This window comes from Pseudomonas sp. IC_126, assembly GCF_004331835.1.
Taxonomy (GTDB): domain Bacteria; phylum Pseudomonadota; class Gammaproteobacteria; order Pseudomonadales; family Pseudomonadaceae; genus Stutzerimonas.
In genome coordinates, this window is the sequence record NZ_SJSS01000002.1 from 591,557 (window position 1) to 616,755 (window position 25,199).

The window sequence follows — 25,199 nt, forward strand, 5'->3', positions numbered from 1 at the left end:
TGCGTTCAGGGGCGAATCGAGCGAGAGGTTACTGCATGGGGCCGTCTACCTGACAGCCTTCCCCCTGCATCTCGCAACATGTTGGCTGCAGATTACTCGTTGCGATGGCGCCCTGCCATAACACTCCGTCAGCCGAGCTCGGTGACGCCTTGCACGATGATCGAATCTCAGCGTGCGCCTGATTCTTGCAGTCCGTTCAGGTAGTGACTGCCGCCTAACTGGCGAACCTGCTGGCGAATCCAGCCGGCACGCTGGCGGACGTGCGGACCGGGACGGCCGGCGTTCCACTCGCGCGGGTTGGGCAGCACAGCGGCCAGCTGGCTGGCCTGGGTGGGCGAGAGATTTGCAGCGCTAGTCCCGAAATGGTGCTGCGCAGCCGCTTCGGCGCCGAATATGCCGTTGCCCCATTCCACGCTGTTCAGGTAGACCTCCAGAATTCGCTGTTTCGGCCACAGCAGCTCGATCCACCCGGTGAACCAGACCTCGAAGCCCTTGCGCACCCAGCTTCGCCCGGACCAGAGAAACAGGTTCTTGGCCACCTGCTGACTCAGCGTGCTGGCGCCTCGCAGGGAGCCGCCGCGCTCGTTGTGTGCGAACGCTGCGCGAATGGCGGCGATATCGAAGCCCCAATGCTCGGCGAATTTCTGATCTTCGGCAGCGATCACCGCCATCTTCAGATCGTCTGGCAGTACGTTCCAGGGCCGCCAGGTGCGCTGCAGGTCGATACTCTGGCCATTGCTCCAGGATTCGATCTTGCGCTCGATCATGAGCGCGGTGACCGGCGGCGGAACCCAGCGCAGGGCAAGCACCAGCAGCACGGAAAGCGCGGCTAGCCAGAGCAGCAGTTTGATGAGTCGGCGCAGCAGGGCTCGGAGCATGTGGACATAGTCGCAACCAGAGGGAACGGGCATTATAGCGACCGCCATACACCCTGACCGGAAGCTGCCGAATGATTCGCGTCTATCTCCTAATTGCCGCCTTTTTTGGACTGACCGGTGTGGCGCTGGGCGCCTTCGCCGCGCATGGCTTGAAGTCCCGCCTCGGCGCCGACTACCTCGCCGTGTTCCAAACCGGCGTGCACTACCAGCTGATTCATGCCCTGGCGTTGTTCGGGGTTGCGCTGCTCGCCCTGCATGCACCGAGTCGCCTGCTGACTGCCGCGGGCGGTTTATTCTCGCTCGGCGTCCTGCTGTTCTCCGGCAGTTTGTACCTGTTGACTCTGACGGGTATGAGTAAGCTGGGCATCATCACTCCCATCGGTGGGACGGCATTTCTGGCGGGATGGATCTGTTTGATGCTTGCGGCCTGGAATCTTCGCGGCTGAAAAACGGCCTTGTGATGGCAGATGAATGGCGGCGCTTGGCGCCTTGGTGCGCCGGGTCGATCGGGCTAGAATGCGGGCCCCTTGGCTATGGTGGCGATCACTATGCACATTCAGTTGAACGGCGAGCGCTACGAGCTCCCTGACGGTCAGTCGGTGGCCGATCTGCTGCAACGCCTGGAACTGACTGGGCGCCGGCTGGCGGTCGAGCTCAATCGAGACATCGTACCGCGCAGCCAGCATGCCGCAACTCTCTTGGTCGAAGGTGATCAGGTCGAAGTCGTGCATGCCATTGGTGGCGGCTGACGAGCCCGCCATATTGATATTCCCGGACGTCGCCCGTGCAGCGGCGTATTTTTCGCTTCATTACGTCTGAACAGGATGGTCCCATGAGCCCAGTTCCGCACGACAAACCCTTTACGCTCGCAGGCCGCACCTATCAGTCGCGCTTGCTGGTGGGCACCGGCAAATACAAGGATCTCGAAGAGACACGCGCCGCCATCGAGGCGTCTGGCGCCGAGATCGTCACCGTCGCGGTGCGCCGCACGAATATTGGCCAAAACCCGGACGAGCCCAATCTGCTCGACGTTATCTCGCCTGATCGCTACACGATTCTCCCGAACACCGCCGGCTGCTATGACGCCGAAGAGGCAGTGCGTACCTGCCGCCTGGCCCGCGAGCTGCTCGACGGCCACAAGCTAGTCAAGCTGGAAGTGCTGGCCGACCAGAAGACGTTGTTCCCCAACGTCATCGAAACCCTCAAGGCCGCCGAAGTGCTGGTCAAGGACGGTTTCGACGTCATGGTTTATACCAGCGACGATCCGATCATCGCGCGCCAGCTGGCCGAGATGGGCTGCATCGCGGTGATGCCATTGGCGGGGCTGATCGGCACTGGCCTGGGTATCTGCAATCCCTATAACCTGCGCATCATCCTCGAAGAGGCCAAGGTGCCGGTGCTGGTGGATGCCGGCGTCGGCACGGCGTCCGATGCGACCATCGCCATGGAGCTGGGCTGCGAGGCGGTGTTAATGAACAGCGCTATCGCCCACGCCCAGAATCCGGTGCTGATGGCTGAAGCCATGAAGTACGCGATCGACGCCGGGCGTCTTGCCTATCTGGCCGGACGCATGCCGAAGAAGCTGTATGCCAGCGCCTCTTCGCCTCTGGAAGGTCTGATCCGCTAATTCTCCCCGTATTCCGCCGCGCACTCGCCCGACTGCGCGGCTTCTCTCCGCAGGTTCGTTCATGAGTGACACTTCTACCCCGGCCGACGGCCAACGGCGCATGCGCACCATTAAAAGCTTCGTGATGCGTGCCGGTCGCATGACCGAAGGCCAGCAGCGCGGCCTGGACCAGGGCTGGCCGCAATTCGGTCTGGAGCTGGCCGATGGTCTACGCGATTTCGACCAGGTCTTCGGCCGACAGGCGCCACGCACGTTCGAAATCGGCTTCGGCATGGGCCATTCGACGCTCGAGATGGCTGCGGCGGCGCCTGAGCAGGATTTCATCGGGGTCGAGGTGCATTCGCCGGGTGTCGGCGCGCTATTAAACGGGCTTTTGTCACAAAACCTGAATAACGTGCGGGTCTACAGTTGCGATGCGCTGGAAGTGCTGCGTGAATGCGTGCCCGACGCGAGCCTGGACCGGGTTCTGCTGTTTTTCCCCGATCCCTGGCACAAGAGTCGTCACCACAAGCGGCGCATTGTCCAGCCGGCATTCGCCGAGCTGGTACGGCAGAAACTGAGGATCGGTGGCGTATTGCATATGGCAACCGATTGGCAAGCCTATGCCGAGCACATGCTCGAGGTCATGAGTATCGCGCCTAGCTATCGCAACCAGGCCGTAAACGAGCAATACGTCGAGCGCCCTCAAGAGCGCCCTACGACCAAGTTCGAGCGCCGCGGTGAGCGCCTGGGCCACGGCGTCTGGGATCTCAAGTTCGAGCGCATCGGCTGATCGCCAATACTAGAGTCGTATCAAACGGCCACGGAAGAACTGAAAAGAACGCAAGGCCAGGAAGGCTCGATCTCCCCCAACACCTAATGAGAGCCCTGTCTGCCGGCAGAGGCCGTTACATGCAGCGCACCCGTTGCGCGGCAAGGAGCAAAGCGATGTACAGAAAATTCGGAATTCTGCTGCTGGCGGCCTGTGCCAGCCAGGCCCAGGCCAAGGTGGACGAGGCTCAGGCCGCCCGTCTGGGTCAGGACCTTACCCCGCTGGGTGCCGAGCGCGCCGCCAATGCCGCCGGCACGATTCCGGCCTGGACCGGTGGAGTCCAGGCGCCCGACAGCTACTCCGTCGGGATGCACCATCCTGATCCCTATGCCGCTGATCCGGTGCTTTACCGGGTCGACAGCAGCAATGCCGCCGAATATGCCGCACTGTTGCCGGAAGGCCTCCGTGCGCTGGTCGAGCGGTATCCGGACTTTCATCTACGCGTGTTCCCGTCACGCCGCAGCGCCTCGGCGCCACAGCGTATCTATGACGAGACGCGTGCCAATGCCGTTTCTGCCGAGCTGATCGCCAACGGCAACGGCATCAAGGGCGCTGTATCTGGTATCCCCTTCCCGATACCGCAAGACGGTATGGAAGTGATCTGGAACCACGCCGTGCATTACAAGGGCGAACAAACCCACATGATCAATAACCAGGCCGTGGTGATCAACGGCCGGGCAAGTCTGATCAAGCGGGATCGGCACGTTTATTACGTCTACAACCGCGAGGGTATGGACCAGGCGCAGTTGGACAACACGCTGCTCTATTACAAATACCGGGTCACCGCGCCTGCGAAGCTCTCCGGCACCTCGCTGGTCGTGCAGGACCCGTTGGATCAGGTGCTGGCGATCCGCAAGGCCTGGCGTTACAGCCCGAGCGACCGCCGCGTACGGCGCCTGCCTTCGCTGGCCTACGACTCGCTGCAGCCGGACACGAGCGGCTTGGCTACCGCTGACGTGGTCGATTCCTTCAATGGCGCGCCGGATCGCTATGAGTGGAAGCTGGTAGGCAAGCGCGAGATGCTGGTGCCGTACAACAGCTACGCGGTTCACCAGCAAGGCATCCCTTACGATTCGATCGTGGTCGCGCGCACCCTGAACCCCGAGCTGCTGCGCTATGAACAGCATCGCGTATGGATCGTCGAAGCGACCCTGCGCAAGGGTTTCAGCCATCCGTATGACATGCGCCGGTTCTATGTCGATGAAGACAGCTGGCAGATTCTGGCGGTGGATCTGTTCGACGAAAATGCCGAGTTGATCGGGCTGCAGGAAAGTCATCCGATCAGCTACTACGAAGTGCCAATGTTCGCCAGCACGCTGGAGACGCTGTATCACTTCAAGGACGGTAACTACTTCGTAGACGGATTGGACAACAACGAGCCGATGTACGATTTCGACGTCAGGCTCAGCCCTCGGGACTTCTCGCCTGCGGCGCTGAGGAGAGGGGGTAATTAGTAAAAGAGCAGTTTTGACGGCGTTGGGCTTGTGTGGAGCCACAACGCTTTCCTCGGCGGGGGACTGCAGGTTGCGCCTTGCACGGCGCGTCACTTTTTCTTGTTTTGCCAAGAAAAAGTAACCAAAAGAAGGCCACCCCTACATCCGGGTCTGGTCGCGTTGCGACCAGACTTCCCTCACTCCGGCGCCGCTCTGGATGCACGTCACGAAGGGACGCCCCTGTCCCTTCGTTTCTCGCTTGGCGTCGATGCCTTGCGACCTCCTACGCAACGCCTGCGTTCGGCTTCCTGAAGGGGAAGAAATCCGAGTTGCCTGTAGGCTCTTGAAAACGCTTTGCTTTTCCTCTGCACGGTCTGCCAGGCAACACCAACCGCCCTTTCAGCAGGGTGAGCGCCATCGTTGCGTAAGGGAGCGAGCCGTATGGATGCCGCGAGAGGCTTACAAGGGCCATGGATGGCCCTTGTAAGCCGGCCCCTGAAGCGACGATGGCGCGAACGAACCCCGGCGTAGCCGGGGCCGGATGGAGGGGTAATACCTTTTGGTTTCTTTTGGCGGGGCCGGCCATCCGGGCGATTGCCAAAAGAAACTCGCCCAGCAGGGCGAAACCTATGCTTCAGGCAGCTGGATAAATCTGACGAAGCACCATGCAGCAGGCCATGGAAGAGCCCGCAGCGCTTCCTAATTTCGATCAGCCACCACCCCAATGATGAACAACACCAGAATCAACACTGGCGCCAGGGTGTAATTGTTGAACTGCGCCAACCCCTTGGCCAGCCAGGGGCTGAGATAGACGATGCCGAGCCCATAAACGACCGCGCAGAACACTACGAACGCCAACGTACGCAGGATGAAATTCAGCCCACCTATGTTCTTCTGCACCCAGGCATTGAGCGCCGGCCCGAACAGCACAAAAAGCGTAGCCATGATCGCCAAGGAAATATCGAACAGATGGCCGCGGCTCCAGCGCGAGAGGGTGGCGATTAGGTCGAGTACGAGATCCATCCGGGGTCCTTAGGTCAGAAAGAGTTGCAGCAGGTCGTTGAGAAACAGCTGGCCTTTGGGCGTCGCGACCAACCGCTGCGGGTCGGCGGCCAGCAGGCCACGAGCTTCGGCTTCGCGGCGGGCATCGGCCAGTTGCCCCAGTGGCAAACCGGTGCGCTGAGTGAACAACAGCGCCGGCACGCCGTCGGTGAGGCGCAGCACATTCATCAGGAATTCGAATGGCAATTCCTCGGCTTGTAGCTGCTTCTCACCGGCACGAAAGCGCTTGGCCGGGTCGAGATAGTCCTTGGGCAGGCGGGTTTTCCAGCTGCGCAGGATTCGCCCGTCGGGCTGGCTGATCTTGCCGTGGGCACCCGCGCCGAGGCCGAGGAAGTCGCCGAAGGTCCAGTAGTTGAGGTTGTGTCGCGCCTGGCGACCGGGTTGGGCGTAGGCCGAGGTTTCGTACTGGGCGTAGCCCTGTTCGGCGAGCAGCGCCTGGCCCGCTTCCTGGATGTCCCAGAGGGTATCGTCCTCGGGCAGTTGCGGCGGTTTGCTCCAGAACTCGGTGTTCGGCTCGACGGTGAGCTGGTACCAGGACAGGTGCGTTGGCTGCTGGGCGATGGCGGTGCGCAGATCGCTCAGTGCATCCTCCAGACTCTGGTCAGGCAGGCCGTGCATGAGGTCCAGGTTGAAGTTGTCGAAACCGGCGGCGCGCGCCATGTCTGCGGCACGGATGGCTTCGTCGCCGTCGTGAATGCGGCCCAAGGCCTTCAGCTTGGCGGGCTGGAAGCTTTGTACACCGATGGACAGGCGATTGATCCCGAGACGGCGGTAATCGCGAAACTTGGCCTGCTCGAAGGTACCCGGATTAGCTTCCAGGGTAATTTCGATGTCCTCGGCAAAGCCGACGCGACGCTCCAGCCCTTCGAGAATCCTGCCCAGCGCCTGGGCAGAAAACAGGCTGGGCGTGCCGCCGCCGAAAAAGATCGAGCCAAGCCGGCGGCCCTGGATCTGATCGAAATCCTCCTCGAGGTCGGCCAGCAGCGCCGAGACATATTCATCTTCCGGCAACTGCGGCCCGGCAGCGTGGGAGTTGAAGTCGCAGTACGGGCACTTGCGCACGCACCAGGGGATATGGACGTAGGCCGCCAAGGGCGGCAGCTCGAAGCCGGAAGCCCGAAGCTGGAAGTTATCCGTGCGTTGGCTTCCAGCTTCCGGCTTTGAGCTTCCAGCTCCGCTCATGCAATCCCCAGCCGCGCTTTGAGCAACGCCATGGCGCGGGCGCGGTGGCTGAGCTGGTTCTTGTCGGCGGGCGTCAGCTCGGCGCTGGAACAGCCGCGTTCGGGCACCCAGAACAACGGGTCGTAGCCGAAGCCCTGATCGCCACGCGCTTCATGGAGGATGCGGCCGTGCCAGAGGCCTTCGCAGATGATCGGCAGCGGGTCGTCGGCATGCCTGACCAGCGCCAAGGCACAGACGAACTGTGCGCCGCGCCCGGCATCGGGCACTTCTTTCAGGGCGTCCAACAATTTTGCATTGTTCGCCGCATCGCCCTGGCCGTCGGCATAGCGCGCGGAGTAGATGCCGGGCGCGCCGCCGAGGTGATCGACCGCCAGCCCGGAATCGTCGGCCAGTGCCGGCAGGCCGGACACGCGCGCGGCGTTGCGCGCCTTGAGGATCGCGTTCTCGATGAATGACAGGCCGGTTTCTTCCGGTTCCACATCGCTGAATTCCCCTACCGAGTGCACGCGCACGGCGTCGCCCAGCATGGCCTGGAGTTCTTTGAGCTTGCCGGCATTGTGGCTGGCCAGCACCAGTTCTTTGAAGGGCATCATTCGTCAGGGAAGAATTCTTGGTTGAAGGTAAAGCTGACCGGATCGGCCCCCATGGGCTGCACGGTCAGGGCGAAGCGCAGCGTCTCGCGCGAGTCGAATGGGAACTGGGCCAGGTAGTAGATGGCTTCGTCACCTTCCTTGAGTTGCTTGAACGTCAGTGGCCGCTCCTGGCCCAGGAGGTTCTTGACCGTACCGCTGACCAGCGCCACCGTCGGCTTGCCGGCCTTGAGCACCGAGATGTTGACCACACCTTGGGTTTTGCTGCGCACCAGGCCGGCCGCCGCCGCGATGTCCGGCTGCAGGAAGCCCGAGTTGAAGGCGATGTGATGGATGTCGTACTCGCCAAAGCTGTGCTTGCGCTCGGCCCAGGCCGGCATCGTCAGCAGCAGCGCCAGAAGGCCGATGAGGCTGCGTTTCATGGTGTTTCCTCCATCATTGAAGCGGGTCATCTGTTCGGTCCGGTGACGCGGTAGATACCAATCTCGCCGATCAGGTTCGGCCACAGACGGCTCGCCCAGCCATGCTTATGGTCGCGGTCGACTGCCAGGCGCTCAAGCACCCGCGCGCCGCGCTCCTGACACAGCCGCTCGAAATCCTCGAAGGTGCAGAAGTGGATGTTGGGCGTGTTGTACCATGTGTACGGCAGGAACTCCGAGACCGGCATGCGGCCCATGCTGGCCAGGTACCAGCGGCAGCGCCAGTGGCCGAAATTGGGGAAGGTGATGATGCATTCGCGACCCACGCGCAGCATTTCCTTCATCAGCAGGTCGGGGTAATGAACGGCTTGCAGGGCCTGGGTCATGACCACCATGTCGAAGCTGTCGCTGGCGAAGTTGCCCAGGCCCTTGTCGAGGTCCTGTTCGATGACATTGACGCCCTTTTCGATACAGGCCGCGATGTTGTCAGGATCGATTTCCAGGCCGTAGCCACTGACCTGCTTGTTGTCTCGCAGCCAGGCCAGCAAATCGCCGTTGCCGCAACCGAGGTCGAGCACACGGCTACCCGCCGGTATCCAGTCTTGGATGATTTCCAGATCGGCGCGCATGTGGGTTCCTTATACGGCGATGCGGTTCATGTAACCGCGAAAGGCTTGTAGATAGCGGGGGATCGGGATCAGGAACGCATCGTGGCCCTGGGGGGCGTCGACTTCCAGATAGCAGACGTTCTTGCGTGCCGCCATCAGTGCGTCGACGATCTCATGCGAGCGCTCCGGCGAAAAACGCCAATCGGTGGTGAAGGAGATCACGCAGAAATCCGCCTTGGCAGTCGACAGGGCTTTGGCCAGATCGTCTTCATAGGCCGCGGCAGGGTCGAAGTAATCCAGTGCCTTGGTCATCAGCAGATAAGTGTTTGCATCGAAGCGACTCGAAAATTCCTCGCCCTGGTAGCGTAGATAGCTCTCAACCTGGAATTCGACGCTGTTGAAGTCATAGTTGAGCTTCTCGCTCTTCAGGCCGCGGCCGAACTTGGTGCCCATGGCGTCATCGGACAGATACGTGATGTGTCCAACCATTCGGGCCAGCATCAGCCCGCGCTTGGGAATCACGTTCTGCTCCTGAAAATGCCCGCCATGGAATTCAGGGTCGGACAGAATCGCCTGACGCGCCACCTCGTTGAAGGCGATGTTCTGCGCTGACAGTTTGGGCGCCGAAGCAATGGCCACGCAGTGACGGATCCGCTCCGGATAGCTCATGGTCCACTGCATCGCCTGCATGCCACCAAGGCTACCGCCGACGACAGCCGCCCATTGTTCGATACCCAGCACATCGGCCAGTCGCGCCTGGCTGTTGACCCAATCTTCCACCGTGACTACCGGGAAGTCCGCGCCGTAAGGCTTGCCCGTCAGCGGATTGATGCTGCTTGGGCCGGTCGAGCCGTTGCACCCGCCGAGGTTGTTCAGGCTGACCACGAAGAAGCGGTTGGTATCGATTGCCTTGCCTGGGCCGATGCAGCTGTCCCACCAGCCCGGTTTGCGCTCTTCCATATCGTGGAAGCCGGCCGCATGGTGATGGCCGGACAGGGCATGGCAGATCAGCACGGCATTGCTGCGTGCGGCGTTCAGTTCACCGTAGGTTTCGTAGATCAGCTGGTAGTCGTTGAGCGTGCGGCCACAGGCGAGTGCCAGCGGCTCGGCGAAATGCGCGACCTTCGGACTCACCAGACCAACGGAATCGGCTGGAATAGCAGTGGGCATCGACCCTGGCTCGTGCTGGAAGAAGGCGGCAAAGTCTAAAGGTTAGCGCGCGCCAATTCATCCTCAAATCGCAACGCCAGATTAACCCACAACGGCGCCGGTAAGACTGACCACCTTACCTTGGCGGCGGATCGGCGCCGGGCGTCGCAGCAGCCGCAGCATTTCGCCGGCCTGCGCCAGTTGCTCTTCCAGCTCAAGACTGTAGCGTGCCAACAGGCGACCGCGCTGGCTGCTTTGCTGGCTGTCCTGCGCCAGGCTCTTAAGGCGCAGCATGTGCGCTTCGAGTTGCTGTTTATGCTCCAGCGAATGCTGCATCAGTGGCATCAGGGCTTCGCTGGCCCACTGCTCGGCTTCCTGGCGCAGACGCTGATGCATTCCAATTACCTCCTGCACCAGGGTGGCGAAGAAGCGCCGGGTCAGGGTGCGCTGCTCAGTGAGCAAAGTCTTGAGCTGCAGGCGAAACTGATCGGCCTTGTTCTGCAAGCCCTTGAGCTCCTTCTGGTAGGGTGCAAGGCGGAACAGCGGCGCGTCCACGCCGTGCAAGGGGTTCTCTTCGTTGTGGCGGCGGTAAATCGCCGACACCATTTTGTTCGCCAGTACCGCCTCATTCTCGAGCGCGCCCAGATCCTGCTCGACTGAGCGGAAGAAGTGCAGAATGCTGAGATTGATGCCCAGTGTGGTTAGGCTGCCGGTCAGGCTGCGACGCAGGCGGGTCAGATGCTCTTCCAGGCGTTCGGCCCGCACCGTCCCACGTAATAGTTCACCTTGGCGTTGCAACAGGCGCTGGTTGGTTTTCAGTTGCAGCAGACGCTTGTGGTGCTGATTGTGATCGTGGCGAGTGCGGGCGGTTAGCTCCACCAGCATTTGGCCGCTGTCCTGACGACGACTATCGAGCAGCTCACTCTGCTCGCGCACCTTGTTCAGGCGCTCAGTCAGGATGTGTTGGCTGTTCTGCAGCAAAGCCAGAACCTGGCGCACCACTTGTTGTTCGAGCAGGCGCTCCTTCTGTGCCAGGATGCGTTCGCAAAGCAGCTGTTCCAGTGCCGCCAGTTGACTGCGCTCCAGCAGCGCCTGGTCGCCACGGATCTTGGCCAGCAGCGCCTGTTTGGCCGACAGGGGCAGCACATCTTCGACAGCGATGCCCAGCTGCTGTGCGGTGCTGGTCTGCATCTGTTGAATCGCGGCCTGGACGAACGCATCGCCTGAGACGTCGTCCCAGAGCACATCGATCTTGTTCAGTACGGCGAACAGACGGTTCCGGTTGCCATCGTCGATCTGGCGGATATGTTGTTGCCAGATATCCATGTCACTGGCGCTAACGCCGGCATCGGCCGACAGCAGAAAAATCACCGCCTGGGCATTCGGCAGCATCGAAAGGGTGAGTTCCGGCTCGCTACCCAGCGCGTTGAGGCCGGGCGTATCGAGAATGCGCAGGCCCTGACGCAGCAGTGGATGATCGAAGTTGACCATGGCATGCCGCCAGGCCGGCACCAGAACCTCGCCGACGATATCCGAGCTCTCCAGTGAGTCGGGGTGAAAGCCGAGCTGAATGGCTTGTTCCGTCGGCATCGACTTGGTTGCGGCAACCTGGGTGAAGGCTTCGACCATGTTGTCCGGATTGTCGGGCTCCAGCGGAATGTCCCGCCAGAAATGAGGGGCGCGCTTGAGCTGAGCGATGCTGGTGTCTTCCAGGCGCGATTCGATGGGTAGCAGGCGAATATAAGAGCGTTCCGCGCGCGGATCGAAGAATAGTTCGGTGGGGCACATGGTGGTGCGGCCGGCCCGCGAAGGCAGAATGCGCTGGCCGTAGCTAGAAAAGAATAGGCTGTTGATCAGCTCGGTCTTGCCGCGTGAAAACTCGCCGACGAACGCCAGGGTAATGTGATCGGTGCGCAGCAACTTCAGCGCGCGTTCCAGTCTTGCATCGACCGCGTCGGAGGTCAGGCGGTTATGCGCTAGCCAGCTGCGGTAGCGGGTGACTTCACGAATCAGGTCGCGTTTCCAGGCGACATAGGCATCCACCTGCCGGTCGAGTCGTTCCATGATCGTGATGGTCCTGATAGGCGTAATCGGGCGATTATCCCAGTCGCCTTGTGTGGGTCAATCAAGCTGCTGTGAACTACCGCCCAAAGGCTGCATGATGCGAATGGGCGGTAGCAACTTTTAAATCAGCGAGCGCAGGATGTTGGGCATGTGGCTCATCATGGCCAGGTTGTTGATTACCAACATATCCAACAGCTTTATCGCGAGAAACGCGAAGATCGGTGATATATCCAGCCCGCCAAGATTAGGCAGCAGGCGGCGAAAGGGCGCTAGCGCCGGCTCGCATATCTGGCTGACCAACTGGGCGCCAGGATTGTGGCTGCCGGGCGCAACCCAAGACAGAATCACACTGATGATCAGCGCGTAGAAGAAAATGTTGAGGAACAGGCCGGTGACACCAATCATGGCCCAGACCAGCAGCTGCAGCGGATTGCCGATAGTGCCGTAAGCGATCATCAGGATCGCCGCCATCAGCAGTATCTGCACAATGATTGCCAGTACCAATGACGACAGGTCGAGCCCGCCGATGCTGGGAATCACCCGGCGCAACGGCCGTAGCAAAGGGTGAGTGGCACGCACGATGAACTGACTCAGCGGGTTGTAGAAGTCGGCACGGACCAATTGCAGGATGAAGCGCAGCAGCACGATCAGCAGGTAAAGGCTGCCGAGCGTCTGGATTATCAGGATCAGGGCTTGCGAGAGTTGCGACATGAAGATTCCTTTATTTGCCCAATTGTTCGGCGAGCTCGGCCGAGCGTTGCGCGGCTGCGTTTACCGCCTGTTCTACCAGGGTCTCGAAGCCGCCTGCCTGAAAGGCTTTGATCGCCGCTTCGGTGGTTCCGTTCGGTGACGTAACCCGGCGCCGTAGTTCCGCTGCTTCTAGATCATTCTCACAGGCCATCCGCGCCGCGCCCAGTGCGGTCTGCAATGTCAGTTGAGCGGCAGTGGCGCGCGGCAATCCGAGCTGTTCGCCAGCCGCCGTCATGGCTTCGATCATCAAAAAGAAATACGCCGGTCCACTGCCGGATACGGCGGTAACGGCGTCGATCAGGCTTTCCTCATCGAGCCAGAGCGCCACGCCGACCGCCGACAGCAACTGCTCAGCCTGCTGCTTTTGCGTGTCGCTGACCTGGGCGTTGGCGTAGAGCCCGCTGACACCCTGACGCAGCAGTGAAGGCGTGTTCGGCATACAGCGCACGATTGCCCGCGGCGCTTGCTCGCCCAGCCAGTACTGAAGGCTTGCGCAGTTGATGCCGGCAGCGATCGAAACGATTAGTTGATCTGATTGCAGATGAGCCCCCAAGTCCCGGCAGACGGTCTGCATCACCTGCGGCTTGACGGCCAGTACCACAACATCGGCATTGGCCACGGCTTGGCCGTTGTTGTCAAAGGTCTCGATTCCGTGTGTGGTTTCAAGCTCGGCGCGCTTGTCTGCACCGGGATCGCTGGCGCAGATGGACCTGGCTGGAATGCCTTGGGCTCGCAGCCCACCGATCAGGCTCGCGGCCATATTGCCGCCGCCAATGAAGGCGATACGGGGAGTGCTCATGCGTGAGTTCCTTTAATCATGCGGAGTGGCGACCGTAGCTGTCTGCGACGGATAAGCGCGGGTGCCGAATAGGGCCGTGCCGATGCGGACCCAGGTGGCACCTTCGGCGACGGCGGCCTCCAGATCCTGGCTCATGCCCATGGAAAGTGTGTCGAGACCGAGGCCGAGTTCGCTTTGCAACTGACGCAAGCGGGCGAACGCGGCGCGTTGCTCGGCGGGGTCTTCGGTCGGTTTCGGAATCGCCATCAAACCGCGCAGGCGCAAACGAGGCAGCGCGGCAATCGCACGGGCCAGTTCCGGCACGTCCCGCGGCTCGCAGCCCGCTTTGCTGGCCTCGCCGCTGACGTTGACCTGTAGACAGATGTTGAGTGTCGGCAATTCGGCAGGCCGCTGATCGGATAGGCGCTGGGCGATCTTCAGGCGATCAACTGAGTGAACCCAGTCGAAGTGCTCGGCGATCGACTTGGTCTTGTTCGACTGAATGGGGCCAATGAAATGCCAGACAAGAGGGAGGCTGGAGAGATCGGCCTGTTTTTCGAGCGCTTCCTGCAAGTAGTTCTCGCCGAAATCGTGCACGCCGGCGTCGCAAGCCTGGCGAATGGCGTCGGCCGATTGCGTCTTGCTCACCGCTAACAGGCGCACCTCGTCGGGATCGCGCGCTACAGCTTGCGCCGCCTCACGGATGCGCGCTGTGACCTTTGCAATATTGCTCTCTATCGTGGACATTACCTGCGCCTGCCACCTTAGGGTCTGCGCGGCATTCTACCTGCTTGCTTGTAATTGGGGAGTCCCATGGATATCACAGAGCTGCTGGCCTTCAGTGCCAAGCAGGGTGCGTCTGACCTGCACCTTTCGTCCGGCTTGCCGCCAATGATCCGCGTTGACGGCGATGTGCGCCGGATCAACCTTCCGGCGATGGATCACAAGCAGGTACACGCGCTGATCTACGACATCATGAACGACAAGCAGCGCAAGGATTTCGAAGAGTTCCTCGAGACCGACTTTTCCTTTGAAGTGCCTGGCGTGGCGCGTTTCCGGGTCAACGCGTTCAACCAGAACCGCGGTGCCGGCGCGGTGTTCCGGACCATTCCGTCCAAGGTCCTGACCATGGAGGATCTCGGCATGGGCGAGGTTTTCCGCAAGATTACCGATGTGCCGCGCGGCCTGGTGCTGGTGACCGGCCCTACCGGTTCGGGCAAGTCGACCACCCTGGCGGCGATGCTCGACTACCTGAACAACACCAAATATCACCACATTCTCACTATCGAAGACCCGATCGAATTCGTTCATGAGTCGAAGAAGTGCCTGGTCAACCAGCGCGAGGTGCATCGCGACACCCTGGGCTTTTCCGAAGCGCTGCGCTCGGCGCTGCGGGAAGACCCGGACATCATCCTCGTCGGTGAGATGCGCGACCTGGAAACCATCCGCCTGGCGCTGACCGCCGCGGAAACCGGTCACCTAGTGTTCGGCACCCTGCACACCACCTCGGCTGCCAAGACCATCGACCGTGTGGTCGATGTATTCCCGGCGGAAGAAAAATCCATGGTCCGCTCGATGTTGTCCGAGTCTCTGCAGGCTGTGATTTCCCAAACCCTACTGAAGAAGGTCGGCGGCGGGCGAGTGGCTGCTCACGAGATCATGATCGGCACTCCCGCGATCCGTAACCTGATTCGCGAGGACAAAGTGGCGCAGATGTATTCCTCGATCCAGACCGGCGGCTCGTTGGGCATGCAGACACTCGACTCCTGCCTCAAGGGGCTACTCGCCAAGGGCGTGATCTCGCGGGATAGCGCCAAGGAAAAAGCCAAGCAGCCGGAAAACTTCTAATCTCAGCAGGAGGCCTGGCTGCGATCGTCAGCGCCTCCGTTTCGCTTCAACGCGGCTTCGCCAGACTACGAGAACGATGATGGAATTCGAGAAACTGTTGCGCCTGATGGTGGAAAAGGGCGGCTCCGATCTGTTCATTACCGCTGGTGTGCCGCCGTCGATGAAGGTCAACGGCAAGATCATGTCGGTGAACAAAACGCCGATGTCGCCGGAGATGACTCGCGAAACCGTCCACGCGGTCATGAACGAGCAACAGCGCCGGGAGTTCGCCGAAAACCACGAGTGCAACTTCGCGATCAGCGCGCGGGGCATCGGCCGTTTTCGTGTCAGTGCGTTTTACCAGCGCAATCTCGCCGGCATGGTGCTGCGGCGCATCGAGACCAATATCCCGACGCTCGAAGATCTCAAACTGCCGGACGTACTGAAGAAGCTGGCCATGACCAAGCGCGGGCTGGTGCTGTTCGTCGGTGCGACCGGTACCGGCAAGTCGACCTCGTTGGCGGCAATGATCGGTTACCGCAACAAGAATTCCAGCGGGCACATCATCTCCATCGAAGACCCTATCGAGTTCATCCATCAGCATCAGAGCTGTATCGTCACCCAGCGTGAAGTCGGCATCGACACCGATTCCTTCGATGTAGCGCTGAAGAACACCCTGCGACAGGCGCCCGATGTGATTCTCATCGGTGAGGTGCGGACCCGCGAGACCATGGACTACGCGGTCGCGTTCGCCGAGACCGGGCACCTTTGCCTGGCGACCTTGCACGCCAACAACGCCAACCAGGCGCTGGACCGGATCATCAACTTCTTCCCCGCCGACCGGCAGCAGCAGGTCTGGATGGATCTGTCGCTGAACCTGAAAGCCATCGTCGCTCAGCAATTGATCCCGACGCCCGATGGCAAGGGACGCCGCGCGGTCATCGAAGTGCTGATCAACACCCCGCTGGCCGCCGATCTGATCCGCAAGGGCGAAGTCCATGAACTCAAGTCGCTGATGAAACGCTCGACCGACCTTGGCATGCAGACTTTCGACCAGGCGCTATACAACCTCTACGTGCAAGGTGAAATCACCTACGAAGACGCCTTGCTGCATGCCGATTCGTCCAACGACCTGCGCCTGATGATCAAGCTGGGCTCGGAAACCGACGGTGAGCACCTGAGTAGCGTCTCCCAGGGGCTGACATTAGAGGTCAGCGACGACGATCCGGGGCGCAGCTTCCGCTAAAAAAATCGTTGCAAAAACGTAAGCGAGGCAGGCAAGACGAGGCAAAACAGCCGAAGACGCGGAGTGGTCTAAATGCGAGTCTGACTGGGCTCGCAACCGAGGCTGTTTTAACGATGTATTGGCAACGCAGCTAGTTTTGCGGGCCGATACGCTTGCCCGGCTGGCTGGCAACACGTTCGGCCTGACCGTCGCGTTGCGCACCGGCGCGGGCGCGGCTCATCAAGAGCGGAATCAGCGGCCCCTCCGGCAGGTTCTTCCAGAAGCGCACCGGCAAATTGCTCTGCATCACCTCGCGATTCAGCCGCGCGGGGTTGAAGGTGCTTTCGTAATATGTCTTCCACAGCTCGGCGCCGGTATCTTGTACCTCTTGCGCCAGCTGCCGCCAGTGAGGCGGGCAGGGGCTGGCGTAGTGCATGTTCTGGCCGTCCCATAACACCGCATCATCAGGCGTTGCGATCAGCCAAGAATGCAGGCCCATGCGTTCGGCGAAATGCGGCGCCGCGCTGGGCAGAATGTCATGTGCGGGTTCGAACCAGGCTACGTAGTCCGGAACGCCTTCTCTATTCAGTGGACTGAAGCGGAGAAAGGCATGCATATGGTGGGCTTCACGGCGTACCGCCTTGATCCGCGCATGCAGCTCGCTGCCATCGACATCGCCGGCGAGCCTGGCTGTCTGATCGCCTTTGGCGACCCGCCAGAGAATGCGATATAGCAGACTCCAGCGGTCGGCGCTGCGAAAGCGGGCGGCGCTTTCCAGCTCATCTAGTAATTGCCGCGGAATTTTGATGGGCAGTGAGGGCTCGATCGGCTCGGGGGAGGCATCGCAACAGTCGAACAGACTGCCTGGTGCATCGCCGCTCAGCCATTCGGCGTCATGAGGTGCGACGCCCGAGCCAAGCAGGGCGCGGGCAGCGGCGCGCCAGCCATCGAAGCTGCCGTCGAAACGCACCTGGAGCATCACCACAGCGCCATCTGCTGGGGGCCTTCGCTGAGCTGCTGGCGCAAGGCTGCGGACTCGCGGTAGGCCAGCGGCGGCCGGTAGTCCTGAGTGATGACGAAGGGTTTGGCCTTTTCCAGCGAGCAGCGCAGCCGCGTCAGATCTTCGAACCGGATGCGTTTTTGCCGTCGCAGGGCGACCAGACGTTTGGCGCTGAGTATTCCGATACCGGGGATACGTGCGATCAGCGACGGCTCGGCGCGGTTCAGATCGACCGGAAAGTGCTCGCGGTTGGACAGCGCCCACGCGAGCTTGGGGTCGATGTCCAGCGGCAGATTGCCTGGGCCAGCGAGTAGCTCGCCGGCCCGGAAGCCATAACCGCGCATGAGAAAGTCGGCCTGATACAGTCGATGTTCGCGCAGTAGCGGCGGCGCTTCGAACGGCACGGTCTTGGGGCTGTGCGGAATCGGACTGAATGCCGAGTAATAGACGCGCCGCAGGCGGAAGTCGCCATATAGCGACTGAGCCGTGTGGAGAATCGTGCTGTCGTCGGTGGCGTCGGCGCCGACGATCATCTGCGTGCTTTGCCCGGCCGGGGCGAAGCGCGGTGCGCGCTTTTCTGCTTGCGCTTCGGTCTCGCCCTGATGGATCGAATGCATCGCCTGTTTGATGGAGACGACCTGTTTTTCCGGTGCCAGACGGATCAGGCTGCTTTCGGTAGGAAGTTCGATATTGACGCTGAGCCGGTCGGCGTAGCGGCCAGCCTCGGCGATCAGCAGCGGATCGGCGTCCGGGATGGTCTTCAAGTGGATGTAGCCGCGAAACTCGTGTTCTTCGCGTAGCAGTTTGGCCACGCGGTTCAGCTGCTCCATGGTGTAGTCGGCCGAGCGAATGATGCCGGAGCTCAAGAACAGGCCGCTGATGCAGTTGCGGCGATAGAAATCCAGTGTCAGCGTCACCACCTCTTCCGGGGTGAAGCGCGCGCGCGGCACATCGCTGGAACGGCGGTTCACGCAGTACTGGCAGTCGTACAGGCAGAAATTGGTCAGTAGGATCTTCAGCAAGGCTACGCAGCGGCCATCGGGGGTGAAGCTGTGACAGATGCCCATGCCATCGGTGGCGCCAAGCCCGCTGCGGCCTTTCGAGCTGCGTTTTGGCGCGCCGCTGCTGGCGCATGACACGTCGTATTTCGCGGCGTCAGCCAGAACGCTGAGTTTGTCGATCAATTGCATGATAAGGAGCGTCAATATACTGTTCGTGCATACAGTATCACGACCGCTTCATCCGGCAACCTCCGCTCGGCAGAAGGTTCGAGTGCAGCGAATCGGATAAGCTCGACATGCAATGCCAACGCAGGTGCTTCAATGGCCTGCTAAACAGACAGCGAGGCTCAGATGCGGCAGAACACTCATAGCACCCTGATCGGCTATCTCCTGTGGATATTCGGTTTTCTCGGTTCCCACCGCTTCTATTACGGCAAGCCGGTCACCGGAACCATCTGGTTCTTCACGCTCGGCCTGTTCTTCATCGGCTGGATCATCGACCTGTTCCTGATTCCCTCGATGGACCGCGAGGCCGACATGCGCTTTCAGCCGGGACCGATCGATTACACGATTGCCTGGATCCTGCTGACCTTTCTCGGCGTTTTCGGCGTGCACCGGATGTATCAGGGCAAATGGATCACAGGGATCATCTACCTGTGCACGGGCGGATTGTTCTTCCTCGGCGTGCTCTACGATTTCTGGACGCTGAATGATCAGGTCTCGGTGCGTAACGTAGAAAAGAATCGATAAGCGCACCGGAGGCTGGACAAAAAAGTCGAGCCTCCGATTTCAGGCTTCAGATCTGATAGCTGACCCTGCCGTCGACAAGGGTGTAGCGCACCGCGCCCGGCAGGCAGTGGCCGATGAAGGGGCAGTTGCGGCCTTTCGAATACCAGACCTCGCCCGCGAGGGTCGAGCTGTGCGGATCGAACAGCACTAGGTCCGCTGCCTCGCCGACAGCCAGGCGTCCAGCGGGTAGCCGCAGGGCGCTAGCCGGGCCGTGGCTCAGGCGGGCGAGCAGAGTCGGCAGGTCCAGCAGGCCGTCTTCCACCAATGTCAGCGCCAGTGGCAGAAGGATGTCCGCACTGCTGATGCCGGGCTCGGTTTCGCCGAATGGGGCCTGCTTGGCATCTATTTCATGGGGTTGGTGATGACTGGAAATGGCTGAGATCACGCCGGACCTGACCGCTTCGCGCAGGCCGTCACGATCGGCCGTGCTGCGCAATGGCGGCTGGACATGGTACAGGCTGGAAAAACCATGCAACGCTTCATCGGTCAGGATCAACTGATACATCGCCACATCGGCGGTGACCGGCAGGCCGCGCGCCTGGGCATCGGCAATCATCTGTGCGCCGCGAGCGGTGGTGAGCTGGCTGAAGTGGGCGCGTACGCCGGACTGCTCCACCAGCAACAGGTTGCGGGCCAGCGCAATGGTTTCCGCCGTTTCGGGGATGCCGGCCAGGCCGAGAAATGCCGCGCTGGGGCCTTCATGCGCCAGTCCACCTTCGGCCAGGTCGCTGTCCTGGGAATGGATGATGACGGTGAGGTCGAAGGTCGCCGCATATTCCAGCGCGCGGCTGAGGTTGCGATTGCTGGTGAAGTTGGTCAGCCCGTTGCCGAAGGCCACGCAGCCTGCATCGCGCAGCGCGACCAGTTCCGATAGCTGTTCGCCGGCCAGGTTGCGGGTCAGGGCGCCAATCGGAAAGACCTTGGCGTGGCCGGACTCGCGCGCCCGATCGAGAATAAGCTCGGCCACGGCGGCGGTGTCCAATACCGGTTTGGTTGCGGGCGGACAGCACAGGCTGGTGATGCCGCCGGCGGTGGCCGCGAGTGTCTCGTTGGCAATGCTCCCCTTACGGCTGTAACCCGGCTCCCGTAGGGCGACGGACAGGTCGACGAGGCCGGGGGCGGCTACCAGCCCTTGGGCGTCGATCGTATGTGCGGCTTCGAAGCCTGCCGGCGCCTGGCCGATGGCAGCGATCTTGCCGTCTGTACAGTAGATATCGGTGATTTCATCGCGACCGCTGGCAGGGTCGATCAGCCGAGCACCGAGGATCTGGGTTGGCATCAGTTCTGCTCCTCGGCGGCATATTCGTTTTCGAGCTGGCGTTGCGCGGTTTGGCCGCTCATCGCCATGGACAGTACCGCCATGCGGATAGCGATGCCGTAGGTCACCTGATTGAGAATCACCGACTGGGCACCGTCGGCTACCGCCGATTCGATTTCCACGCCGCGATTGATCGGCCCCGGATGCATGACGATGGCGTCCGGTTTGGCCAGCGCCATGCGTTGCGTGGTCAACCCGTAGAGCCGGTAGAACTCGCCCTCGCTGGGCAGCAGGCCGCCCTGCATGCGCTCGCGTTGCAGGCGCAGCATGACCACCACGTCGACGTCGCGCAGCCCTTCGTTCATGTCGTGATGAACGCTGACGCCGTATTGCTCCAGCCCCACCGGAAGTAAGGTTTTCGGGCCGATCACGCGGATGTCTGGGCAGCCCAAGGTCTTCAATGCCAGCATGTTCGAGCGAGCGACGCGCGAATGCAGGATGTCCCCGACGATCGCTACGGAGAGTTTTTCGAAGTCGCCCTTGTGTCGACGGATGGTGAGCATGTCGAGCATGCCCTGGGTCGGGTGCGCGTGGCGCCCGTCACCGCCATTGATGACCGCAACATCCGGGCAGACGTGCTCGGCGATGAAGTGCGCCGCGCCTGAATCCGCATGGCGCACGACGAACATGTCGGCCGCCATGGCTTCAAGATTACGCAGGGTGTCGGTGAGGGTTTCGCCCTTGCTGGTCGACGAGGTCGAGACGTTCAGCGTGATCACGTCCGCGGACAGGCGTTTGGCCGCCAGTTCGAAGGTGGTGCGTGTGCGCGTGGAGTTTTCGAAAAACACATTGCAGACGGTCTTGCCGCGCAGCAGCGGAACCTTCTTGACCGCCCTGGCGCCGACTTCGAGAAAGGAGTCGGCCGTGTCGAGTATTTCAGTCAGCAGTTCGCGCGGTAGGCCGTCCAGCGACAGAAAATGGCGCAGTTGACCGTTATCGTTCAGCTGTAGCGGGCGCTTGGCGTCGAGAGGCGTCATCGAAGATCTCATTGGGCGGAAACGAGGGTCTGTAGCTCAAGAGCGAGCGGCGACGGACCGAGCAGCTTGATCCGTTGATCGGGCGCCAAGAATAGCGTCGCGCCAACCACATCTGGCCGGATAGGCAATTCGCGGGCGTCGAGATCCAGCAGGCAAACCAGGCTGACGCTGGCGGGCCGGCCGTAGTCGAACAGCTCGTTGAGCGCGGCGCGAATGGTGCGGCCGCTCATCAGCACGTCATCGATCAGCACCAAGTGCTGGCCTTCGATCTCGAATGGCAGCGCCGATGGGCGAACCTGCGGATGCAGACCGTTCTGGGTGAAATCGTCGCGATAAAAAGAGACGTCCAGCACGCCGAGCGCTTCCTGCTGGCCGCGCAGGTCTAGAAGCGCCTGAGCAACCCAGACGCCGCCAGTGTGGATGCCGATGAAATGGGGCTCGGTTATGCCGTGCCTGGTGAGGTGTCGATCCAGCGCTGCGGCCATTTCGGGCAGTAGCTGATCGGGGTTCGGCAATGTCATGGGTTCTCCTTGATGGCGGCTCAGGCGGTTTGCTGCGCGGCCAGCCAGCCTTCGAGCAAAAGCGCCGCGGCCAGGGCGTCGACAGGACGCTCGCGATAACCGCCTTGCTGTCCGTTGCGCAGGCGTTCGCCTTTGGCTTCGTAAGTCGTCAGGCGCTCGTCGTGGGTATGCACTGGCAGATTGAAGCGGCCATTGAGGCGCCGGGCGAACTTTTCCGCACGATCGCTCATTTCGCTGGGGCTGCCATCCATGTTCAGCGGCAGGCCCACCACCAGCGCGTCCGGCTGCCACTCGCGCAGCAACGCCTCGATCTGCGACCAGTTGGGCACGCCATTCTGCGCCTTGAGCACGCAGAGTTCGCGCGCCTGGCCGGTAACGGCCTGGCCGACCGCGACGCCGATCTGTTTAGTACCGTAATCGAAACCCAGCAACAGACGCAGGGTGCTCATGCGTGGCCCACCTGTGTGCTAAGCAGGCCGAGGTCGACACCCAGCGATGCGGCGGCTGCATTCAGGCGCTGATCGTAAGGCAGGTCGAAGAGAATGTGTGGTTGTGCCGGACAGCTCAGCCAGGCATTGTCGATCAGCTCAGCCTCCAGCTGGCCTGGCTCCCAACCTGCGTAGCCGAGGGCGATGAAATGCTGTTTGGGGCCGTAACCGTCGGCTATGGAGAAGAGCACGTCCTGGGAGGTGGTGACCCCTAGCTGACCGAGGCCGAGCGTAGCTTGAAACTGAGCATCGGCCGGATGCAGCACGAAGCCTCTATCAGTTTGTACCGGCCCGCCTGAGAAGACCGTTACCTGTTGGCTCGCAGGGTCGGCGGGCTCATCCGGGCGCAACTGTTCCAGTATGTCGAGCAGGTTCAATCCGCTTGGGCGATTGATGATGAGGCCCATCGCGCCGTCCCGATTGTGCTCCACCAGATAGATCAATGCCTGGGCAAAATTAGGGTCCGCCATGTGCGGCATGGCAATCAGGAAATGATGCTTGAGATAGGACGTCTTGGCGTTTTTCATGCGGGCTAGTTTCGGGCTTCGACGCGGCGGCTTCAAGCTTCAAAAAGCAGCGATAAGCTTCAAGCGGCGAGCTTCAGGTAAAGCGGAAGCCTGGCAGCCGTTCGGGGCCAGTCGCTACTCCTGGCCGCTTGCGGCTTATTGGCTCGACAGGCGGTCGCCGCGCTCGAAACGCCAGGTTCTGATAATTTCCACCTGATCGAATTTCTGCGCGAGCTCTCCCGAGAAGGGCGCGAACGGTGCTGCGAGCCTGACGATGCGCATGGCGGCCTCGTCGAGCACCGCCTGCCCCGACGACTCAAGCACCCGAAGCTCCTGCACGGTACCGTTGCGGTCAACCACCACCAGCATGCGCAAACTACCGTAGATCCTTTGACGACGCGCTTCGTCGGGGTAGTTGAGATTGCCGATGCGCTCGACTTTTTTGCGCCATTCATCGCGATACCAGGCGCTGATGTCACGCATGGTGGCCGCGCTGTTCTGGCGGCTGACGCGCGGCCGTTTGGCATATTGCTCGACCTGCTGGGCGAGCTCTGCCTCGAGGCTGGCGATTTCAGCGCTCAGTTGCGAGCTGTCAAAGACCGGTGCCGGCTGTGCCTGCGGTTGCGGCTCGTTCTTCTGCGGCTTGGTCGGGGTCTTGTCCGGCTGCGGCGCGCGCGTTGATACGGCGGTCTTTTCCGGTGCCTCGCTCCGGTTGCTTGGTGGCGGCGAGGCGGCCGGCGTGACCTTGCGCACCTGGTTGTCCTGGAACGGCGCCTGCTCGGTCGTTTTCGGAGATGCCTTGTGTTCCAGGGTGCCGCTGCCCTGTTGGTTATCTTGAGCCAGGAAATCCGCGTCCTTGGGTTTTTCTTCGCTTTTGAAGGTGGAGAGGGTGATTTCCAGCGACTTGCTGATCTGCTTCGGTTCGCTCAGGGAGAAGCCAAGGCCAAGGATCAAGGCTGCGTGCAGTACGGCTGCGAGAAATATCGTGAAGCCGAGACGATCCGCCGGACGAACGCCGGTGTTGGCAGGGAGGGGTTGGCGTGTAGCGGCGTTCATCGAATGTCGGTCGGCTAGAGGTGCGCGCAGTCTGCCGACTTTGAGCTTGAGGCCGCAAGCTTCAAACTCAAAGCTGATAGCTCGGTCATAGAAAAGCGGTTAGAAGCTTGAAGCTGGAAGGAAAGAGCTGGCAGCCCCTGCATTTCCAGTTTCCAACTTTTAGCGCTTCAGCTTTCCGGCGATCGCGTCCATCAGGCGTTCCCCGATACGGGTGTCGAACGCATTGTCGATCTCGCGAATGCAGGTTGGGCTGGTGATGTTGATTTCAGTAAGGAAGTCACCGATCACGTCCAGCCCGACGAACAGCAGCCCGCGCTTGCGCAGCTCTGGCCCGACGATGGCTGCGATCTCCCGGTCGCGGTCGGATAGCGGTTGTGCGACGCCGCGCCCGCCAGCGGCGAGATTGCCGCGGGTTTCGCCGGCTGCCGGAATGCGAGCCAGACAGTAGGGCACCGGCTCGCCATCGATCATCAGAATTCGCTTGTCGCCGTCCTTGATGGCCGGGATGTAGCGCTGCGCCATGATCTGGCGGTTGCCGTGTTCAGTCAGCACTTCGAGGATCACCGAGAGGTTGGGGTCGCCTTCGCGGTGACGGAAAATCGAGGCGCCGCCCATTTCATCCAGTGGTTTGAGAATGATGTCACGCTGCTCGCGGGCAAACTCCCGCAGAATGTCGGACCGTCGACTGACAAGCGTCGGCGGCGTGCATTGCGGGAATTGGGTAGCGAAGAACTTCTCGTTGCAATCACGCAGGCTCTGCGGTCGGTTCACTACCAGCGTGCCGGCTTGTTCAGCGAGTTCCAGCAGGTAGGTCGCGTATACGTACTCGCTGTTGAAAGGCGGGTCTTTGCGCATCAGGATGACGTCGAGTTCAGCGAGAGGGATGTCAAGCTCGTCGCCGGTTTCGTACCAGTGCTGGGGATCGTTGAAGGCCTTGAGCGGACGCATGCGGGCGCGCGCTTCGCCGCCTAGCTGGTACAAGTCGCGCTGCTCCATATAGTAGATCGTCCAGCTGCGAGCCTGGGCTGCCAGCAGCATGGCCAGGGAGCTGTCCTTCTTGAATGCGATCTGCGCGATTGGGTCCATGATGATCCCGACGCGAACAGTCATGTGATGATCTCCAACGAGGGGGCAGAACAG

28 protein-coding genes are annotated in these 25,199 nt (G+C 61.3%); 8 read left to right on the forward strand and 20 right to left on the reverse strand.

The window, feature by feature from the left end:
- Positions 1–167: 167 nt before the first annotated feature.
- On the reverse strand, positions 168–878 hold the full coding sequence (mtgA, locus tag E0D86_RS08110) for a monofunctional biosynthetic peptidoglycan transglycosylase (protein WP_131650022.1): 711 nt from the start codon (positions 876–878) through the stop codon (positions 168–170).
- A gap of 71 nt (positions 879–949) precedes the next feature.
- Here mtgA and E0D86_RS08115 point away from each other — a divergent pair, with 71 nt between their 5' ends.
- From E0D86_RS08115 to E0D86_RS08135, 5 genes are all read left to right on the forward strand, one after another.
- On the forward strand, positions 950–1,324 hold the full coding sequence (locus tag E0D86_RS08115) for a DUF423 domain-containing protein (protein WP_131649503.1): 375 nt from the start codon (positions 950–952) through the stop codon (positions 1,322–1,324).
- 102 nt (positions 1,325–1,426) lie between these two features.
- The gene (thiS, locus tag E0D86_RS08120) at positions 1,427–1,627 is read left to right on the forward strand and encodes a sulfur carrier protein ThiS (protein ID WP_131649504.1); all 201 of its coding nucleotides are present in this window, start codon (positions 1,427–1,429) and stop codon (positions 1,625–1,627) included.
- An 83-nt stretch (positions 1,628–1,710) separates the two neighbouring features.
- Entirely contained in the window at positions 1,711–2,505 is a 795-nt protein-coding gene (locus tag E0D86_RS08125; protein WP_131649505.1) for a thiazole synthase, read from the forward strand.
- Between the two features lie 100 nt (positions 2,506–2,605).
- On the forward strand, positions 2,606–3,277 hold the full coding sequence (trmB, locus tag E0D86_RS08130) for a tRNA (guanosine(46)-N7)-methyltransferase TrmB (RefSeq protein WP_218568017.1): 672 nt from the start codon (positions 2,606–2,608) through the stop codon (positions 3,275–3,277).
- A 155-nt stretch (positions 3,278–3,432) separates the two neighbouring features.
- Positions 3,433–4,770 (forward strand): DUF1329 domain-containing protein, encoded by a 1,338-nt coding sequence (locus E0D86_RS08135; RefSeq protein WP_131649507.1) that lies wholly within the window; start codon positions 3,433–3,435, stop codon positions 4,768–4,770.
- A gap of 678 nt (positions 4,771–5,448) precedes the next feature.
- On the opposite strand, the gene E0D86_RS08140 is transcribed toward E0D86_RS08135, so the two are convergent.
- From E0D86_RS08140 to E0D86_RS08185, 10 genes are all read right to left on the reverse strand, one after another.
- Positions 5,449–5,772 (reverse strand): DUF3392 domain-containing protein, encoded by a 324-nt coding sequence (locus E0D86_RS08140; protein ID WP_131649508.1) that lies wholly within the window; start codon positions 5,770–5,772, stop codon positions 5,449–5,451.
- A 9-nt stretch (positions 5,773–5,781) separates the two neighbouring features.
- A complete protein-coding gene (gene hemW, locus E0D86_RS08145) occupies positions 5,782–6,993 on the reverse strand; it encodes a radical SAM family heme chaperone HemW (RefSeq protein WP_256681164.1) in 1,212 nt (403 codons plus the stop codon).
- A complete protein-coding gene (gene rdgB, locus E0D86_RS08150) occupies positions 6,990–7,586 on the reverse strand; it encodes an RdgB/HAM1 family non-canonical purine NTP pyrophosphatase (protein ID WP_131649509.1) in 597 nt (198 codons plus the stop codon). The genes hemW and rdgB overlap by 4 nt, the downstream gene beginning before the upstream one ends.
- A complete protein-coding gene (locus tag E0D86_RS08155) occupies positions 7,583–8,005 on the reverse strand; it encodes a DUF4426 domain-containing protein (RefSeq protein ID WP_131649510.1) in 423 nt (140 codons plus the stop codon). Before E0D86_RS08155 ends, rdgB begins: the two co-directional genes overlap by 4 nt.
- A gap of 26 nt (positions 8,006–8,031) precedes the next feature.
- Entirely contained in the window at positions 8,032–8,631 is a 600-nt protein-coding gene (gene metW, locus E0D86_RS08160; RefSeq protein ID WP_131649511.1) for a methionine biosynthesis protein MetW, read from the reverse strand.
- Positions 8,632–8,640: 9 nt separating this feature from the next.
- Positions 8,641–9,780 (reverse strand): homoserine O-acetyltransferase, encoded by a 1,140-nt coding sequence (locus E0D86_RS08165; protein ID WP_131649512.1) that lies wholly within the window; start codon positions 9,778–9,780, stop codon positions 8,641–8,643.
- Between the two features lie 81 nt (positions 9,781–9,861).
- Entirely contained in the window at positions 9,862–11,823 is a 1,962-nt protein-coding gene (locus tag E0D86_RS08170; protein ID WP_131649513.1) for a dynamin-like GTPase family protein, read from the reverse strand.
- Between the two features lie 120 nt (positions 11,824–11,943).
- A complete protein-coding gene (locus E0D86_RS08175; protein WP_131649514.1) occupies positions 11,944–12,534 on the reverse strand; it encodes a YggT family protein in 591 nt (196 codons plus the stop codon).
- A 10-nt stretch (positions 12,535–12,544) separates the two neighbouring features.
- On the reverse strand, positions 12,545–13,372 hold the full coding sequence (gene proC, locus E0D86_RS08180; protein WP_131649515.1) for a pyrroline-5-carboxylate reductase: 828 nt from the start codon (positions 13,370–13,372) through the stop codon (positions 12,545–12,547).
- A gap of 12 nt (positions 13,373–13,384) precedes the next feature.
- A complete protein-coding gene (locus E0D86_RS08185; protein WP_131649516.1) occupies positions 13,385–14,098 on the reverse strand; it encodes a YggS family pyridoxal phosphate-dependent enzyme in 714 nt (237 codons plus the stop codon).
- Between the two features lie 66 nt (positions 14,099–14,164).
- Here E0D86_RS08185 and E0D86_RS08190 point away from each other — a divergent pair, with 66 nt between their 5' ends.
- The gene (locus E0D86_RS08190) at positions 14,165–15,199 is read left to right on the forward strand and encodes a type IV pilus twitching motility protein PilT (RefSeq protein WP_131649517.1); all 1,035 of its coding nucleotides are present in this window, start codon (positions 14,165–14,167) and stop codon (positions 15,197–15,199) included.
- Positions 15,200–15,278: 79 nt separating this feature from the next.
- A complete protein-coding gene (locus tag E0D86_RS08195) occupies positions 15,279–16,424 on the forward strand; it encodes a PilT/PilU family type 4a pilus ATPase (protein ID WP_131649518.1) in 1,146 nt (381 codons plus the stop codon).
- 130 nt (positions 16,425–16,554) lie between these two features.
- Here the strand turns inward: E0D86_RS08195 and E0D86_RS08200 are convergent, their stop codons facing one another.
- Together E0D86_RS08200 and E0D86_RS08205 are read right to left on the reverse strand one after the other, a co-directional pair.
- Complete coding sequence (locus E0D86_RS08200; RefSeq protein WP_131649519.1) at positions 16,555–17,382, reverse strand: TIGR03915 family putative DNA repair protein; 828 nt, start codon at positions 17,380–17,382, stop codon at positions 16,555–16,557.
- Entirely contained in the window at positions 17,382–18,593 is a 1,212-nt protein-coding gene (locus E0D86_RS08205; protein ID WP_131650024.1) for a putative DNA modification/repair radical SAM protein, read from the reverse strand. The genes E0D86_RS08200 and E0D86_RS08205 overlap by 1 nt, the downstream gene beginning before the upstream one ends.
- 162 nt (positions 18,594–18,755) lie before the next feature.
- On the opposite strand from E0D86_RS08205, the gene E0D86_RS08210 reads away from it, so the two are divergent.
- Entirely contained in the window at positions 18,756–19,154 is a 399-nt protein-coding gene (locus E0D86_RS08210) for a TM2 domain-containing protein (RefSeq protein ID WP_131649520.1), read from the forward strand.
- A 46-nt stretch (positions 19,155–19,200) separates the two neighbouring features.
- Here E0D86_RS08210 and E0D86_RS08215 read toward each other — a convergent pair whose 3' ends face one another.
- The 7 genes from E0D86_RS08215 to gshB all read right to left on the reverse strand — a co-directional run bounded on the left by E0D86_RS08215 (position 19,201) and on the right by gshB (position 25,169).
- Complete coding sequence (locus E0D86_RS08215; RefSeq protein ID WP_131649521.1) at positions 19,201–20,472, reverse strand: dihydroorotase; 1,272 nt, start codon at positions 20,470–20,472, stop codon at positions 19,201–19,203.
- A complete protein-coding gene (locus E0D86_RS08220) occupies positions 20,472–21,488 on the reverse strand; it encodes an aspartate carbamoyltransferase catalytic subunit (RefSeq protein ID WP_131649522.1) in 1,017 nt (338 codons plus the stop codon). The genes E0D86_RS08215 and E0D86_RS08220 overlap by 1 nt, the downstream gene beginning before the upstream one ends.
- A gap of 8 nt (positions 21,489–21,496) precedes the next feature.
- Entirely contained in the window at positions 21,497–22,009 is a 513-nt protein-coding gene (gene pyrR, locus E0D86_RS08225; protein ID WP_131649523.1) for a bifunctional pyr operon transcriptional regulator/uracil phosphoribosyltransferase PyrR, read from the reverse strand.
- 20 nt (positions 22,010–22,029) lie between these two features.
- Positions 22,030–22,458: a Holliday junction resolvase RuvX gene (gene ruvX, locus E0D86_RS08230; RefSeq protein ID WP_131649524.1), complete on the reverse strand. Its 429-nt coding sequence runs from the start codon at positions 22,456–22,458 to the stop codon at positions 22,030–22,032.
- The gene (locus E0D86_RS08235) at positions 22,455–23,024 is read right to left on the reverse strand and encodes a YqgE/AlgH family protein (protein ID WP_131649525.1); all 570 of its coding nucleotides are present in this window, start codon (positions 23,022–23,024) and stop codon (positions 22,455–22,457) included. The genes ruvX and E0D86_RS08235 overlap by 4 nt, the downstream gene beginning before the upstream one ends.
- 135 nt (positions 23,025–23,159) lie before the next feature.
- Positions 23,160–24,059, reverse strand: a complete 900-nt coding sequence (locus tag E0D86_RS08240; protein WP_131649526.1) for an energy transducer TonB — start codon at positions 24,057–24,059, stop codon at positions 23,160–23,162.
- Positions 24,060–24,218: 159 nt separating this feature from the next.
- Positions 24,219–25,169 (reverse strand): glutathione synthase, encoded by a 951-nt coding sequence (gene gshB, locus E0D86_RS08245; RefSeq protein WP_131649527.1) that lies wholly within the window; start codon positions 25,167–25,169, stop codon positions 24,219–24,221.
- Positions 25,170–25,199: the final 30 nt, after the last annotated feature.